Source organism: Geobacillus sp. CCR (assembly GCF_052906625.1).
The window spans coordinates 119266-133795 of the sequence record NZ_JBREBQ010000001.1; the positions used below are offsets into that span (position 1 = coordinate 119266).

Annotated in this window: 16 protein-coding genes; all 16 read right to left on the reverse strand. The window is 54.6% G+C overall.

The genetic code is table 11. The features are described from left to right. Positions 1-95 precede the first annotated feature (95 nt). The 16 genes from ACVBDQ_RS00700 to ACVBDQ_RS00775 all read right to left on the reverse strand — a co-directional run bounded on the left by ACVBDQ_RS00700 (position 96) and on the right by ACVBDQ_RS00775 (position 14522). On the reverse strand, positions 96-1799 hold the full coding sequence (locus tag ACVBDQ_RS00700) for a proline--tRNA ligase (protein WP_013523414.1): 1704 nt from the start codon (positions 1797-1799) through the stop codon (positions 96-98). Between the two features lie 23 nt (positions 1800-1822). Beyond that, entirely contained in the window at positions 1823-3088 is a 1266-nt protein-coding gene (gene rseP / locus ACVBDQ_RS00705) for an RIP metalloprotease RseP (RefSeq protein ID WP_173346434.1), read from the reverse strand. A 2-nt stretch (positions 3089-3090) separates the two neighbouring features. Beyond that, a complete protein-coding gene (gene dxr, locus ACVBDQ_RS00710; RefSeq protein ID WP_020278203.1) occupies positions 3091-4239 on the reverse strand; it encodes a 1-deoxy-D-xylulose-5-phosphate reductoisomerase in 1149 nt (382 codons plus the stop codon). 20 nt (positions 4240-4259) lie between these two features. Next, a complete protein-coding gene (locus tag ACVBDQ_RS00715; RefSeq protein ID WP_014195473.1) occupies positions 4260-5054 on the reverse strand; it encodes a phosphatidate cytidylyltransferase in 795 nt (264 codons plus the stop codon). Beyond that, complete coding sequence (locus ACVBDQ_RS00720) at positions 5051-5824, reverse strand: isoprenyl transferase (protein ID WP_014195472.1); 774 nt, start codon at positions 5822-5824, stop codon at positions 5051-5053. The genes ACVBDQ_RS00715 and ACVBDQ_RS00720 overlap by 4 nt, the downstream gene beginning before the upstream one ends. A gap of 82 nt (positions 5825-5906) precedes the next feature. Then, positions 5907-6464: a ribosome recycling factor gene (gene frr, locus ACVBDQ_RS00725; RefSeq protein WP_011230752.1), complete on the reverse strand. Its 558-nt coding sequence runs from the start codon at positions 6462-6464 to the stop codon at positions 5907-5909. Positions 6465-6466: 2 nt separating this feature from the next. Next, positions 6467-7189 carry a UMP kinase gene (pyrH, locus tag ACVBDQ_RS00730; RefSeq protein ID WP_011230751.1) on the reverse strand — a complete coding sequence of 241 codons (723 nt, stop codon included), beginning with the start codon at positions 7187-7189 and terminating at the stop codon, positions 6467-6469. A gap of 68 nt (positions 7190-7257) precedes the next feature. Next, on the reverse strand, positions 7258-8142 hold the full coding sequence (tsf, locus tag ACVBDQ_RS00735; protein ID WP_011230750.1) for a translation elongation factor Ts: 885 nt from the start codon (positions 8140-8142) through the stop codon (positions 7258-7260). Positions 8143-8299: 157 nt separating this feature from the next. Further along, positions 8300-9007 carry a 30S ribosomal protein S2 gene (rpsB, locus tag ACVBDQ_RS00740; protein ID WP_013145737.1) on the reverse strand — a complete coding sequence of 236 codons (708 nt, stop codon included), beginning with the start codon at positions 9005-9007 and terminating at the stop codon, positions 8300-8302. 162 nt (positions 9008-9169) lie between these two features. After that, the gene (locus ACVBDQ_RS00745; RefSeq protein WP_031206499.1) at positions 9170-9787 is read right to left on the reverse strand and encodes a hypothetical protein; all 618 of its coding nucleotides are present in this window, start codon (positions 9785-9787) and stop codon (positions 9170-9172) included. Between the two features lie 8 nt (positions 9788-9795). Beyond that, positions 9796-10041, reverse strand: a complete 246-nt coding sequence (locus ACVBDQ_RS00750) for a hypothetical protein (RefSeq protein WP_011230747.1) — start codon at positions 10039-10041, stop codon at positions 9796-9798. Between the two features lie 16 nt (positions 10042-10057). Continuing rightward, complete coding sequence (locus ACVBDQ_RS00755) at positions 10058-10813, reverse strand: FliA/WhiG family RNA polymerase sigma factor (protein ID WP_011230746.1); 756 nt, start codon at positions 10811-10813, stop codon at positions 10058-10060. Between the two features lie 38 nt (positions 10814-10851). Next, positions 10852-11349, reverse strand: coding sequence for a chemotaxis protein CheD (locus ACVBDQ_RS00760; RefSeq protein WP_011230745.1), 498 nt, complete (start codon positions 11347-11349; stop codon positions 10852-10854). Next, positions 11346-11978: a chemotaxis protein CheC gene (locus ACVBDQ_RS00765; protein ID WP_011230744.1), complete on the reverse strand. Its 633-nt coding sequence runs from the start codon at positions 11976-11978 to the stop codon at positions 11346-11348. The genes ACVBDQ_RS00760 and ACVBDQ_RS00765 overlap by 4 nt, the downstream gene beginning before the upstream one ends. Positions 11979-12000: 22 nt before the next feature. Next, positions 12001-12438 (reverse strand): chemotaxis protein CheW, encoded by a 438-nt coding sequence (locus ACVBDQ_RS00770; protein ID WP_011230743.1) that lies wholly within the window; start codon positions 12436-12438, stop codon positions 12001-12003. 83 nt (positions 12439-12521) lie between these two features. Then, the gene (locus ACVBDQ_RS00775) at positions 12522-14522 is read right to left on the reverse strand and encodes a chemotaxis protein CheA (RefSeq protein ID WP_446663002.1); all 2001 of its coding nucleotides are present in this window, start codon (positions 14520-14522) and stop codon (positions 12522-12524) included. Positions 14523-14530: the final 8 nt, after the last annotated feature.

The window sequence follows — 14530 nt, forward strand, 5'->3', positions numbered from 1 at the left end:
GTTTGTTCCCCTCTCAACATCATTCTCTTTCTATATCATACCATAACAAAAGCGCCGGCGAAAAAGACAGAATTCTTTTTCGCCAGCGCCGGCACTCATGATTGAAGGAGACGGCGCGCAGTGTCGACAAGCTCGCTGACCGGCACATCGAACGTCTCGCCTGTTTTCCGCACTTTTACTTCCACAACGCCTTCGCCCGCTCGCTTGCCGACGGTGACGCGGAGCGGAATGCCGATCAAATCGCTGTCGGCAAACTTCACTCCGGCCCGTTCGGGGCGGTCGTCATACAACACTTCAAACCCAGCCTGTCCGAGCTTTTCATACCACTCTTCCGCCAACGCGCGCTGTTCATCGCTTTTTGCGTTCGCTGTAAGCAAATGGATGTGAAACGGTGCGACCGAAGCCGGCCACACAAGCCCGTGTTCGTCAGCAAACTGTTCGGCGATTGCGGCCACCAATCTTGATACGCCGATGCCGTAGCAACCCATGATCATCGTCTGCGTTTGGCCGTTTTCATCCAAATAGACGGCGTTCATCGCTTCGCTGTATTTTGTCCCCAGCTTAAACACATGCCCGACTTCAATGCCGCGGGCAAAGCGGATCGTCCCTTTGCCATCTGGAGACGGGTCGCCTTCTTTTACGAAGCGCAAATCGGCGTATTGACTGACGGCAAAATCGCGGCCCGGGTTGACTCCGATGTAATGGTATCCTTCCTCGTTCGCGCCGCAAACGCCGTTGACGATGGCGGCGACAGCATGGTCCGCGATCACAGTGACGTCTTCGCTGACGCCGATCGGGCCGAGCGAACCAATTGGAGCGTTCATCACCCGCTCCGTTTCTTCCGGCGTCGCCAATTCGACGACCGTCGCGTCGAGCACGTTTTTCACCTTCACCTCGTTCGCTTCATGATCGCCGCGGACGAGAACGAGCACATAGCGGCCGTCCACATTGAACAAAAGCGATTTGATGCAGCGCTCCGGCGATATTTGTAAGTGCGAAGCGACTTCAGCGATCGTTTTTTGCCCCGGCGTCGCCACTTTTTTCAATTCGGCTGGCGGCTCATCGCTTTTTTCGTACGTCGCCACGACCGGCGCCATCTCGATGTTGGCGGCATAGTCAGACGCATCGGAGTAGGCGATCGTATCTTCGCCGATGTCCGAGAGCACCATAAACTCATGCGTATCTTTGCCGCCAATCGCCCCCGAGTCGGCGATGACGGCGCGGAAGTTCAATCCGCAGCGGCGGAAAATGTTCGCATACGCCTCATACATGTTGTTGTACGTTTCATCCAAGCTTTCTTTCGACGTATGGAACGAGTAGGCGTCTTTCATCATGAACTCGCGGCCGCGCAACAGCCCAAAACGCGGACGCTTTTCATCGCGGAATTTCGTTTGGATTTGATACAAGACAAGCGGCAGCCGCTTGTACGTTTTCACCTCGTCGCGGACGATCGCCGTGATCATTTCCTCATGCGTCGGCCCGAGGGCGAAATCGCGCTCGTGCCGGTCTTTTAAGCGCATCAGCTCCGGCCCGTACGAGTACCAGCGGCCGGACTGCTGCCAAAGCTCAGCTGGCTGCAAGGCCGGCATGAAGAGCTCCATCGCTCCAATCCGGTTCATTTCCTCGCGAATGATGGCTTCCACTTTTTGCAAAACACGCTGCCCAAGCGGCAAAAACGTATAGACGCCGCTTGCGCTTTGACGAATGAAGCCGGCCCGGAGCAGGAGCTGATGGCTTTTCACTTCCGCATCCGCCGGCACTTCACGCAACGTCGGAATAAATGCTTGACTTTGTCTCATCCATTAGCCACCTCGTTTTCTCTCTATAGGAAAAATTTTTGAATGTCATTCCATGTCACCACAAGCATAAGCAACATAAGCAAGGCAAAGCCGATAAAATGAACCATTCCTTCTTTTTGCCGGTCGACCGGCTTGCCGCGCACCGCTTCAATGGCGAAAAAGAGGAGCCGCCCGCCGTCTAGCGCCGGCAATGGCAACAAGTTGACAATCCCCAGGTTGATGCTTAAAATCGCGCCCCATTTCATCAAGTAGTAGATCCCAGACTCAGCCACTTTGCCGGTCGATACGGCGATGCCGACCGGTCCGGACAGCATGTCAAGCTGAAACTGGCCGGTGATCAATTGGCCGAGCCCCGTTACAATTTCCCGCGTCCAGTAATACGTCTCAACCAGCCCTTGCTTGATCGAGCCCAACACCGATTTTTCCATCGGCTGATAGACGCCGATCAAGCCGATCGTCTCCCCTTGCACCGTTTTCGCCTCCGGAGTGACCGTCACACTCCGTTCTTTCCCATTCCGCTCAATTTGAAACTGAAGCGGTTCTCCCGGATGGGCGCGAATCGTGTTGACGATTTCCGTCCATGTTTCCATCCGTTCGCCGTTAATGGCGATCACTTCATCCCCTTGCTTCAAGCCGGCGGCGCGCGCCGCTCCTTCCGGCGTCAGCTCGCCGATCACCGGCTTGTCGACCGGATAGCCTTGCAAAAGACCGATGATGATAAAGACAACGAGCGACAAGAGAAAGTTGGCGAGCGGTCCGGCCAAAATCGTCATCGTTCGCTGCCCGAGCGTTTTTGCCGCAAATTGGCGATGGTACGGAGCAATTTGAATCTCTTGGCGGTCGACGACGAAAAACGCCGGCTCCTTGACCGTAAACCGCTCGAACCGCTCGCCGTCCGTATAGCCGGTCACATACATGCCATGCTCTAAATCGGCCTCTTCCACTTCCACTACGCGGATATTCGGATAATCGTCCTTATGGTTGAGGACGATTTTTTCCACTTGGCCGCTCTCATCAAGCAAAAGACCGACGACTTGCCCACGCTTCAATTCAATCGTCTCCGGGTCTTCACCGGCCATGCGGACGAAGCCGCCAAGCGGGAGCAGGCGGATCGTGTACACCGTTTCGTTTTTCTTGAACGAAAACACTTTCGGTCCGAAGCCGATGGCAAATTCGCGGCACAAAATGCCGGCCCGTTTTGCTAGCAGCAAGTGGCCGAGCTCGTGAAAAAAGACGAGGGCACCAAAGACGACGATAAATGAAATGATCGATTCCAACGTTTCAACCACCTTTATGTTAGTAGTGAGCGGACGTAGGCGCGCGCGTCCGCATCGATTTCACGAATGTCCTCAAGCTGCGGATCGCTCACTGGCCGATGGCGCTCGAGCGCGCGTTCAATCCACTCCTCGATGGCCAAAAACGGAATGCGCCCGGCTAAAAACGCCGCCACCGCCTCCTCATTGGCCGCATTCAACACCGTCGGCAGCGAGCCGCCGCGCTTGCCAGCCTCATAGGCGAGACGCAAACAGCGATAGCGGTCGAAATCAACCGGGGCGAAATGGAGCGCCCCAAGCGAGATTAAATCAAGCGGCTTGGCGGATGGGAGCGGCAACCGCTTTGGATACGCAAGCGCGTATTGGATCGGAACGCGCATATCCGGCGTTCCAAGCTGCGCCAATACACTTGTGTCACGGAACTGAACGAGCGAATGGATGATGCTTTCTCGATGCAAAACAACCTCAATCCGCTCATACGGCAGCCCGAACAGCCAATGAGCCTCAATGACCTCAAATCCTTTATTCATCATGGTCGCCGAATCAATCGTAATTTTTGCCCCCATCGACCAGTTCGGATGGCGAAGCGCCTCCTCAACCGTCACATGAGCGAGCTCTCGGCGCGTCTTGTCGCGGAAGCTGCCGCCGGATGCGGTCAGAATGAGTTTGTCGACTTGCTCCATCCTTTCCCCTTGCAGACATTGAAAAATGGCGGAATGTTCACTGTCAACTGGCAACAGCGGCACGCCGCGCCGCTTGGCTGCAGCCATGACGAGATGTCCGGCGACAACGAGAGTCTCTTTGTTGGCGAGGGCGATCGCTTTTCCCGCTTCAATCGCCTTCAGCGTCGGCACAAGGCCGACGCTGCCGACGACAGCGGTGACGACAACATCGGCTTGTGGGCAAACGGCTGCTTCAATCAATCCTTCCTCTCCGTACACGATCGTCGTCCGCCCGCGGTACTCGCGATAAAGAACTTCATACGCATCACGGTCAGCGACGGCGACAAGACTTGGGGAAAATTCAGCGATCAGCCGCCTCGCCGCCTCGATATTTTTCCCGACCGATGCGGCGGCCAAGCGGAATTCGTCCGGATGGGCGCGGATGACATCGAGCGTCTGTGTGCCGATCGATCCGCTCGCCCCTAATATACTAATATATTTCAATCGTTTCACTCCTCACCCGCTTATCGTGCGATTTCAAGCAATATGTACAATATCGGCAGCACGAACAGCAAGCTGTCAAACCGATCTAAAATGCCGCCATGTCCCGGCAAAATCGCCCCGGAATCTTTGACGCCGTAATGGCGCTTAAATGCCGATTCGATCAAATCGCCGAGCTGACCGAACGCCGACAGCAGCAGCGCGACGCCAAGCGCGGCCGCCAAACTGCCAAACGGCGCCGCCGCCCACTCGTAAATCGCGGCGACAACAGCCGCTGAAGCGATGCCGCCGATGGCGCCTTCCACCGTTTTTTTTGGGCTGATCTCCGGCCATAGCTTGCGCCGGCCAAACGCGCGGCCAAAGAAATACGCCCCAATGTCAGTCGCCCAAATGACAAACAAGGCATAAACGAAGTACACGAACCCAACCAAACGAACAGCGCCGAAACAGAAAAACCCTACGCCGACATAGACGACCGCCAAAACGACAAACGCCGCCTCATCGAACGAGAGCGCATTTTTCGTCACGACTGTGCCGACAAGCAGCAAAAAAGCCAAAGCGGCGAGCACGCCAAATTTGGCGGTCCCAGACGCCAACCACTCGCCGCCGTAACGGGCGGGAACGAGCAACAGCCAAAGGGCGATCAATCCAGCCGCCCCGACAAACGACAACGGGTGCATCCCTTTCATCCGCAACAATTCAAACAGCCCAATCGTGGCCAATATATATGTTACTATTATAAACGGAAATCCGCCAAAAATAACAATCGGCAAAAAGAGCGCCGCCGCTATGACTCCGGTGATGATTCGCTGCTTCATCGCGCTGACACTCCTCCAAATCGGCGGTCGCGCCGCTGGTAAGCGGCAATCGCCTCTAAGAAATGTTGCTCCGTAAAATCCGGCCATAAGACATCCGTAAACCAAAGTTCCGTATACGCCAACTGCCAAAGCATGAAATTGCTCAAGCGAATCTCCCCGCTCGTACGGATGAGCAAGTCAGGGTCAGCGAGCCCGCTCGTCATCAAGTACGAGGAAATGAGCGGCTCGGTGATGTCTTCCGGCGCGAGCATCCCGCGTTCAACGTCTTTGGCGATCTGCTTTACGGCGGCAGTGATTTCCGCCCGGCTTCCATAATTAAGGGCAAAGTTTAACACAAGGCCGGTGTTGCCGCTTGTTTCCTTCACGGCTTTCTCGACCGCCCGGCGCGTATGATCAGGCAGCGCCTCCGCATGACCGATCACTTGGACTTTGACATTTTCGGCGACGAGCTCGGGAAGAAACGTCGTCAAAAACTGTTCCGGCAGCTTCATCAAATAATCGACTTCACTTTTCGGACGTTTCCAGTTTTCTGTCGAAAACGCGTAAAGCGACAAAATCTGAATCCCCAGCTCATTCGCAAAACGAGTGATTTTGCGCACAACTTGCATGCCTTCGTAATGGCCGGCCGCCCTTGGCAGCGCCCGCTTTTTCGCCCATCTCCCGTTTCCGTCCATAATGATGGCGACGTGGTTCGGCATCGGATGCCTGAGCACCTCTTCTTTCGTCACCGGGACGTCTTTCTCTTTTGTTTTTCGCATTTTATTGAACATACGAGTCCTCCGGGATCGTGTTTTGCCTTTCCATTATAGCAAAAAAACCCTCCATCAACATAGAGGGTTTGCATGGTTTTGCCTATACTTCCATCACTTCTTTTTCTTTTTCTTTTGTGATGGCGTCAATTTTGGCGATGTGGTCATCGGTCAGCTTTTGCACTTCGTCCGTGTAGCTGCGGAGCTCATCTTCCGTAATTTCGCCGTTTTTCTCGAGTTTTTTCAATTCATCGTTCGCATCGCGGCGGATGTTGCGCACCGCGACTTTCGCGTCTTCTGAATACTTTTTGACAAGCTTCGCGAGCTCGCGGCGCCGTTCCTCGGTGAGCGGCGGAATGACAAGACGAATGACCGATCCATCATTCGATGGCGTCAGCCCTAAATCCGATGCTAAAATCGCTTTTTCCATTTCTTTAATGGCCGATTTGTCGTACGGCTGAATGACAAGCAGCCGCGCTTCCGGCACGCTGATGGAGGCCAGTTGGTTGATTGGCGTCGGCACGCCGTAATAGTCAACGGTTACTTTCTCAAGCAGCCCTGCGTTCGCCCGTCCGGCGCGAATGCTTGCCAGCTCGCGGGTGAACGCTTGCACCGCTTTATCCATCTTTTCTTTCGCCTGTTGGATCACTTGCTTTGCCATCGTTATTTCCCCCTTACGATCGTTCCGATGTTTTCACCTAACACAGCGCGTTTAATATTGCCTTCTTCCATAATCGAGAAGACGATGAGCGGAATGTTGTTGTCCATGCAAAGCGAGGAAGCAGTCGAATCCATGACGCCGAGCCCTTGCTTGATGACGTCCAAGTACGACAGCTCATCGTATTTGACCGCATTGGCATCGACGTTCGGGTCGGCGCTGTAAACGCCATCGACGTTGTTTTTCGCCATTAAAATGACGTCCGCCTCGATTTCCGCCGCCCTGAGCGCCGCGGTCGTATCGGTCGAAAAGTACGGGTTGCCTGTGCCGGCGGCGAAAATGACAACTCGTTTTTTCTCAAGATGGCGAATCGCCCGGCGGCGAATGTACGGTTCGGCCACTTGCCGCATTTCAATCGATGTTTGCACCCGCGTTTCCACACCGAGCTGCTCAAGGCTGTCCTGCAAGGCGAGGGCATTCATCACCGTCGCCAACATGCCCATGTAATCAGCCGTCGCCCGGTCCATGCCCATTTCGCTTCCCGTTTTTCCACGCCAAATGTTGCCGCCGCCGACGACGATGGCGACCTCGACGCCCAGTTCAACAACTTCTTTCACTTGTTTGGCGATCGACTGAATGACCGCCGGTTGAATGCCAAACCCTTGCTTTCCGGCGAGCGCTTCCCCGCTCAACTTTAACACGACGCGTTTGTATTTTGGCTGTTCCATGTCCAACCTCCATGATGCGAATCACTTTGAAAAACAGGGAACACGCGCGTGTTCCCTGTTGCGGTCCGTCATTGTTTTCTGACTTGGCTCATGACTTCTTCTGCAAAATTGTCTTGGCGTTTTTCGAGCCCTTCGCCGACTTCGTAACGGATGAACTGCTTGACTGTTGCTCCGTTCGATTCGACGTATTGGCGCACCGTCACATCCGGGTTTTTCACGAACGCTTGCTCGAGCAGGCAGACGTCTTCGTAAAACTTGTTCAGCCGGCCTTCGACCATTTTTTCAACGATTTTCTCCGGCTTGCCTTCGTTTAAGGCTTGCTGCTTCAACACTTCACGCTCATGCGCAATCTCTTCCTGCGGCACGTCGTCGCGCGAGACGTATTTCGGATGAAGTGCGGCAATGTGCATGGCCACATCTTTGGCGACGTCTTCGCTCGCATTGCCGGCTAATAACGTTAATACGCCGATGCGCCCGCCCATGTGCAAGTACGCACCGAACGTTTCGCCGTCCGCTTTATTGACGACGGCAAAGCGGCGAAGCGTAATTTTTTCACCAATTTTAGCGATCGCTTCGTTGATGTAGTCTTGGACGGTCGAGCCGTTGTCCATCGTTTGACCGAGCGCTTCATCAAGCGAAGCCGGCTTTTGTTTCAGCAAGTGGGCGGCCAGCTCTTTGACAAGCGTTTGGAATGCTTCGTTTTTCGCAACGAAGTCCGTTTCCGAGTTCACTTCCAAAATGACGGCGGTATTGCCTTCCACCGCGATGTACGCCATCCCTTCGGCCGCGATGCGGTCCGCTTTTTTCGCCGCTTTGGCAATTCCTTTTTCGCGCAGCCAGTCGATCGCTTTCTCCATGTCACCGTTTGTTTCGGTGAGCGCCTTTTTGCAGTCCATCATGCCTGCGCCTGTTTTTTCGCGCAGTTCTTTCACCATTTGTGCTGTAATCGCCATAAAAAAATCCTCCTTCTCATTGTCCCGTATATGTATCGGTGCCGGCAGCGGCTTCCCGTTTTGCCCTTATTCGTTAGTATAGCCAAAAGTTGCTCATTTCTGTCTCAAAAAAAGGTGATAAAAGGCTTTCCCCTCTTATCACCTTTCTTGTGCATCGTTACTCTGCTGCGACGGCCGCTTCTTCGCCTTGTTTCGCCTCAAGCACGGCGTCGGCGATTTTCGAAGTCAACAGCTTAACAGCGCGGATGGCGTCGTCGTTGGCCGGAATGACATAGTCAATTTCATCCGGATCGCAGTTCGTGTCGACGATGCCGATGATCGGGATGTTCAGCTTGCGCGCTTCCGCCACCGCGATCCGCTCTTTGCGCGGGTCAATGACAAACAACGCATCTGGCAGCTCTTTCATGTCTTTGATGCCGCCCAAAAACTTCTCAAGACGCTCTTTTTCTTTTTTCAAGCGAATGACTTCTTTTTTCGGCAGAACGTCAAATATTCCATCTTCTTCCATTTTTTCAATTTCACGCAGCCGTTTGATCCGCTTTTGGATCGTAGCGAAGTTCGTCAGCGTGCCGCCGAGCCAGCGTTGGTTGACATAAAACATGCCGCAGCGTTCCGCTTCTTCCTTCACCGACTCTTGCGCTTGTTTTTTCGTGCCGACGAACAAAATTTTGCCGCCATTCGCCGCCAATTCGCGGACGAAGTTGTATGCTTCCTCGACTTTTTTCACCGTTTTTTGCAAGTCGATGATATAGATGCCGTTGCGCTCCGTGAAAATGTATTTTTTCATCTTCGGATTCCAACGGCGCGTCTGATGTCCAAAGTGGACGCCAGCTTCAAGCAGTTGTTTCATCGAAATAACTGACATGTATGCTCCTCCTGTTTCCTTAGTGGTTTTTGGTCCTCCGCCTGCCTCATCTTTCAGCAAGACTGGCGTTGCCAGCACCGTTGCTGAAATCACCAGGCGTGTGTATTCACACCATGAAAAAATATATCACAACTGCAAGCGGCAAATCAAGCTGTTATTCGCCTATTGATTCGTTTTTTGCGCAAATTTGAGCCATAGCTCGACTTCTGTTTTCCCTTTGCCGAGCTGTTTGGCAATTTCCTCGACCGTCGCCCCTTCCGCATATAGGCGGCGAGCAAGCTCACTCGCGTCCGCTGGTCGGGTGAGTGAAAGTTCGAGCACATCCTTGACCGTTCCGATGTCTGGGAAATAGCCCGGAGCGGCGCTTGGGCGGCTTGTTTCTGTGCGTTTTTCGGTTTCTCCCCGCTCCGCCGGCTCGTTTTCCTCCTTTTTTGCTTCCGCTGTTCGCTTTTCGAACCCCGCTCCGATTTCACCGCCTCCTGCCCCCAGCATGGACGCCGTCTCTTTCCCGTTCGCGCCCCGTTGCACACTGGGCGCATCGTTCGTTTCCGGTGCAGAAACGAATGGATCCGCTCCGCTGCCAAGCAACGAGTCAAGTTCAGCCAAAAAGCGCTCGTTTTCTTCCTTCCAAGCAGCGAGATAAGCGGTCATGGCTTCCTCGAGCTCCTCGGCCCGCCTCTCCGCCTCGCCAAGCCGCGACAGGCGAAGGAAAAGCACAATGATCAACCAAAACGACAAGGCGTGCAGCAGCAAACTGATCGTTAGCCAAAATGCCATCATGATGTTCACTATCCTTGAATGTCGATCGTTTTTCCTTTATAAGGGTGTCCTCCAAAACGGGACGCCTCCTGCTCAAGACGGGCGCTCGTTCGTTTATCCGTCACCCGACGGCGCGCACGCTCCGCCCGCTTTTGGCCGGCAGTTGCCATTTGCGCCTGCACTGCATAGGAGTGTTGTTGCGTCGAAGCTTGAAGCCTTTCCGCGTCGGGCGCTTTCGGCATGACGCTTTGCAACGCTGGAAGCTGGATGTCCATCGCGTTTTCTCTCCCCTCATGGCTCTTTTTCAAAAAAGCGGCGCAGTTTCCAAAGCGCTTTCGCATGAATTTGCGAAATTCTTGATGTCGACAAATGCAAAAGGCTCCCGATTTCTGTAAACGTCAGCTCCTCTTTGTAAAACAAACTGATGACGAGCTGCTCTTTTTCATTCAGCTGTCCGATGGCTTCAGCCAGCTTTTCGATCATTTCCTGCTTAACGATTTGCTCCTCGGGAAGCGGAGCGCGGTCGTCGCGAACCGCCAACAGTCCTTCATCTTCGTCGACGGTCGTCTGCCCGAGCGGCAGCCAATGGGAAAAAAACGTTTCACTCGCCGCCGCCTGCACTTCCTCTTCCGTCATCCCGAGCTCAGCGGCGATCTCTTTCGCCGTCACCGATCGCATGTGCCGCTGTTCAAGCCGCTCGATCGCTTCCTCAATTTTTTTTGCCTTATCGCGCATGCTGCGCGGCAGCCAGTCTTCTTTGCGCAAACCGTCTAAGATGGCGCCGCGGATGCGGAACGAGGCGTACGTGTCGAACTTCAAATCACGCGATGGGTCAAATTTCTCCAACGCATCGTATAAGCCGACGAGTCCAAGGCTGACGAGCTCATCCTTCGGCACGGAGCTCGGCAGCGTCGCCGAAAGCCGCTGCACGTGGTAGAAAACAAGCGGCATATAGCGCTGCACCAGCTCCTCGGCCGCGTGGCGGTCGCGGCCATGGATCCATTCATCCCAGTATTTCCGTTCTTCTCCTTTTAGCGCGCTTCCCATTATTCTCCCCCTTGCCTTGCGGAAACGGCGCATCCCGGTCATATTTCCTTTATTTCTTGAGCGGCGGTGCGGATGGAGAGCACGCCCGTCTGCGGATTAAATTCGATCGTGCGGCCGCTATGGCCCCCGACATCTTCGGCGACGACCGGAATGTGAAGCCGCTCGAGCTGCTTTTTCACTTCCTCCACATTGCGCGCGCCAATGCGCATCATATCGCCGCCAACTGTCGAAAACGAAAACATTTGCGCCCCGCCGGCCAGCTTCGCTTTCAGCATCCCTTTCCGCCCGCCAGCGGCAATGACAAGCTGAACGAGCGCCTCGACCGCCGTATCAGCGTATTTGGCCGCATTGATGACTCCGCCGCGCGCCATCGAGGAATGCGGAAGCATGACATGCGCCATGCCAGCAACCGCCTTGCCTGCATCGTAAATGACGACACCGACGCACGACCCAAGCCCGCACGTGCGGATGACATTCGGCGCTATGACGACCTCCATTTCCGCAATGCCGATTTTGACAGCCTGCGCTGTGCTCATAGACCATCCACACCTAGTGCTCGAAAGATGGTGGAAAACGACTCGGGGTCAGGTAGAAGAAAGAAATGGCCGTTGATGCTTTCGTCCGGGCGCCGTTCATCGTAAATGGCTGTGTCAATCAAAATGGCGTAATCGCCAACACGCGACAGCTCAAGCAATCCGAACGACAGCACAGCTCCAATCATGTCGATGGCCAATGCCGGCACGGACGGGTGCAAGTTGAGCCGCGTAAAGTCAGCCAATGCCGACAAATACGAGCCGGCTAAAATATTGCCGAGCTCCTGAAGCGCCGAGCAGCCAAGCTCATGGGCTTCTCCTTGAAACGAAAACGAGTCATCGCCAATCATCCGACGGACAAACCGCTCAGCCTGTTCCGGCGGCAACACGAAAAACATGTTTCCCGGCGCTTCTCCTTCGATGCGCAAATAGACGCACGCCACTACTTGTTCCGGTCCACCGATTGATTCCATCATTTCGGCAAACGTCGCAATTTGAACGCGCGGCACCGCCATTTCAATTTTTTTGTTTAGCAACGTCGACAAAGCCGTCGCCGCGTTGCCGGCGCCAATGTTGCCGATTTCGCGCAAAATGTCAATATGCATCCCCGTCAAGTTGCGAATATCGTCCAATGTCAACGCTCCTCTCCACGGATTATCGGTCGAGCACTTTCGCCAAATCGAGCAAAATGAGGAGCCGATTCTCCACTTTCGCCACGCCGTCGATGTAACTTGCCTCAACGGAGCCAATTGCCTCTGGCGGCGGTTCGATGCTTTCCGCCGGCAGATCAAGGACATCATTCGCGGCATCGACGATGAGCCCAACTTCCATATCCTCAAGAGCAACGATAATGATCCGCGTCTGTTCCCCATATGGTTCGGGGGCAAACCCGAACCGCTCGCGCAAATCGATGATCGGCGTCACAACACCGCGCAAGTTGATGACCCCTTTTACATAATGGGCCGTCCCCGGCACGCGCGTGATCGGCTGCATTTTCTCGATGGAACGGACATGCTGCACCGGCAGAGCATATTCTTCTTCTTTCAGGCGAAACGCAATCACTTTCCAGTCTGCTTGCACGCTGGCCGTCATCCAATCCTCCCCCTTTTTTTCGACATGCCACTGAAAACGGCAGATCAACGCCATAGGCGCCCCCGCACCGACACGGCCATCTCCTACTTCACGAGCGCGTTGCAGTCGATAATCAGCGCCACTCGGCCGTCTCCCAAAATCGTCGCCCCCGAGATGGCGAAAACCGAAGATAAATAGTTTCCTAGCGATTTCAACACGACTTCTTGCTGCCCGATAAACGAGTCGACCGCCAGCGCCGCCAGTTTTTCCCCTTTCCGGACGATCACGACCGCCACCGCATCTCCGTCATCGGCTGCTCCAGGAACAGCGAAGACGTCTTTCAGGCGGACGAGCGGCACGATTTTGCCGCGAAAATCGATGACCGGCTGGTTGTGGGCGGAAAAAATCTCTTCCTTTTTCACCAGCGCCGTCTCAATGATCGATGACAGCGGAATCGCGTACGTTTCCTCGGCGATTTGAACGAGCAACACAGAAATGATCGACAATGTGAGCGGCAGCTGAATCGAAAAGAGCGACCCTTTTCCAGGCTGCGAATCGACCGAAACGGTGCCGCCGAGCGACTCAATCGTGCTTTTGACGACATCCAAACCGACGCCGCGGCCGGAAATGTCAGAAACTTGCTCAGCGGTCGAAAAGCCGGGAGCGAAAATAAGCTCGTAAATTTGCTGATCGTTCAAATGCTCCGCCGCCTGCGGCGAGACAATGCCGCGGCTTTTCGCCTTTTGCAGCACCTTCTCCCGGGAAATGCCGGCGCCGTCATCCTCGATTTCAATAAAGACATGGTTGCCGCTATGGTACGCTCGCAATTGAACGGTCCCTTCTTCCGGCTTTCCGCGCGCCACCCGGACGTCCGGCGCTTCGATGCCGTGGTCGAGCGCATTGCGGATCAAATGGACAAGCGGGTCGCCGATTTCATCGATCACCGTCCGGTCAAGCTCGGTATCCGCGCCGATGATGTCAAGGCGCACCTTTTTGCCGAGCTCGCGGGCGAGCTGGCGCACCATGCGCGGGAAGCGGTTGAACACCGTTTCGACCGGCACCATGCGCATATTTAAAATGATCGTCTGCAAATCGCTCGAGATGCGAGACATCCGCTCGACCGTTTCCGTCAATTCGGCATGGTTCAGTTCGCGGGAAATTTGCTCAAGCCGACCGCGGTCGACAACCAATTCTTCAAATAAGTTCATCAACCGATCGAGCCGTTCAATGTTGACGCGGATCGTTTTCGTCGCCTGTTTCGCTGTTTGTTTTTCCGGCGCCTCCGCTTCGGCCTGAACGGCCGCCGCCTGCTCCATAGCGGCCGGTTGTTGGGGCGCAGCCGCTTTCTCGCTTTCTGCCGACGGTTCATGGCTCGATAGCATAGACACCTTGACGTCATCAATTTCCGAAATGCCCATCAGCCGCTTTTGCAACTCATCGGCTGGCGCTTTGGATACAACCGTAACGAGAAACTCCCGGTCAAACTGTTCTTCCTCCAGCATCTCGACCGGCGGCGTTGCTTTCACAATTTCTCCGACTTCATTCAGCTGTTCAAACACCATATAGACGCGCGCTGCTTTCAACAAGCAATCATCGCGAAGCCGAACGCGGATTTCGTAGACGGAAAATCCCTGCTCCTTCGCCTGCTCGAGCACATGGTATTCAAATTCCCCATACGCATGTTCAAGGGGCGGTTCTTCTCTTGCTGCCTGCTTGTTCGGCATCTCCCCTTGCTCGATTCGTTTCAGCTGTTCGACTGTTCTCCTTACATCGCGCGTTCCGTCGCCGCCTGCAGCGATGGAACTGATCATCGCCTCCAAATGGTCGACGGCCTCAAAAATGACGTCAAGCAATTCCGGGGTAACGGAAAGCCGCCGATTGCGGATGCCATCGAGCACGTTTTCCATTTGGTGCGTCAAATTGGCTAAATCTTCAAACCCCATCGTGGCGGACATGCCTTTCAACGTATGGGCCGAACGGAAAATATCATTCACCACAGACATGTCCTCCGGAGTTTTTTCAAGTTCCAACAGCCGCTCGTTGATCGCCTGCAAATGCTCTTTGCTTTCATCAATAAATAAATCCAAATATTGGCTCATGTCCATGCCGTTTC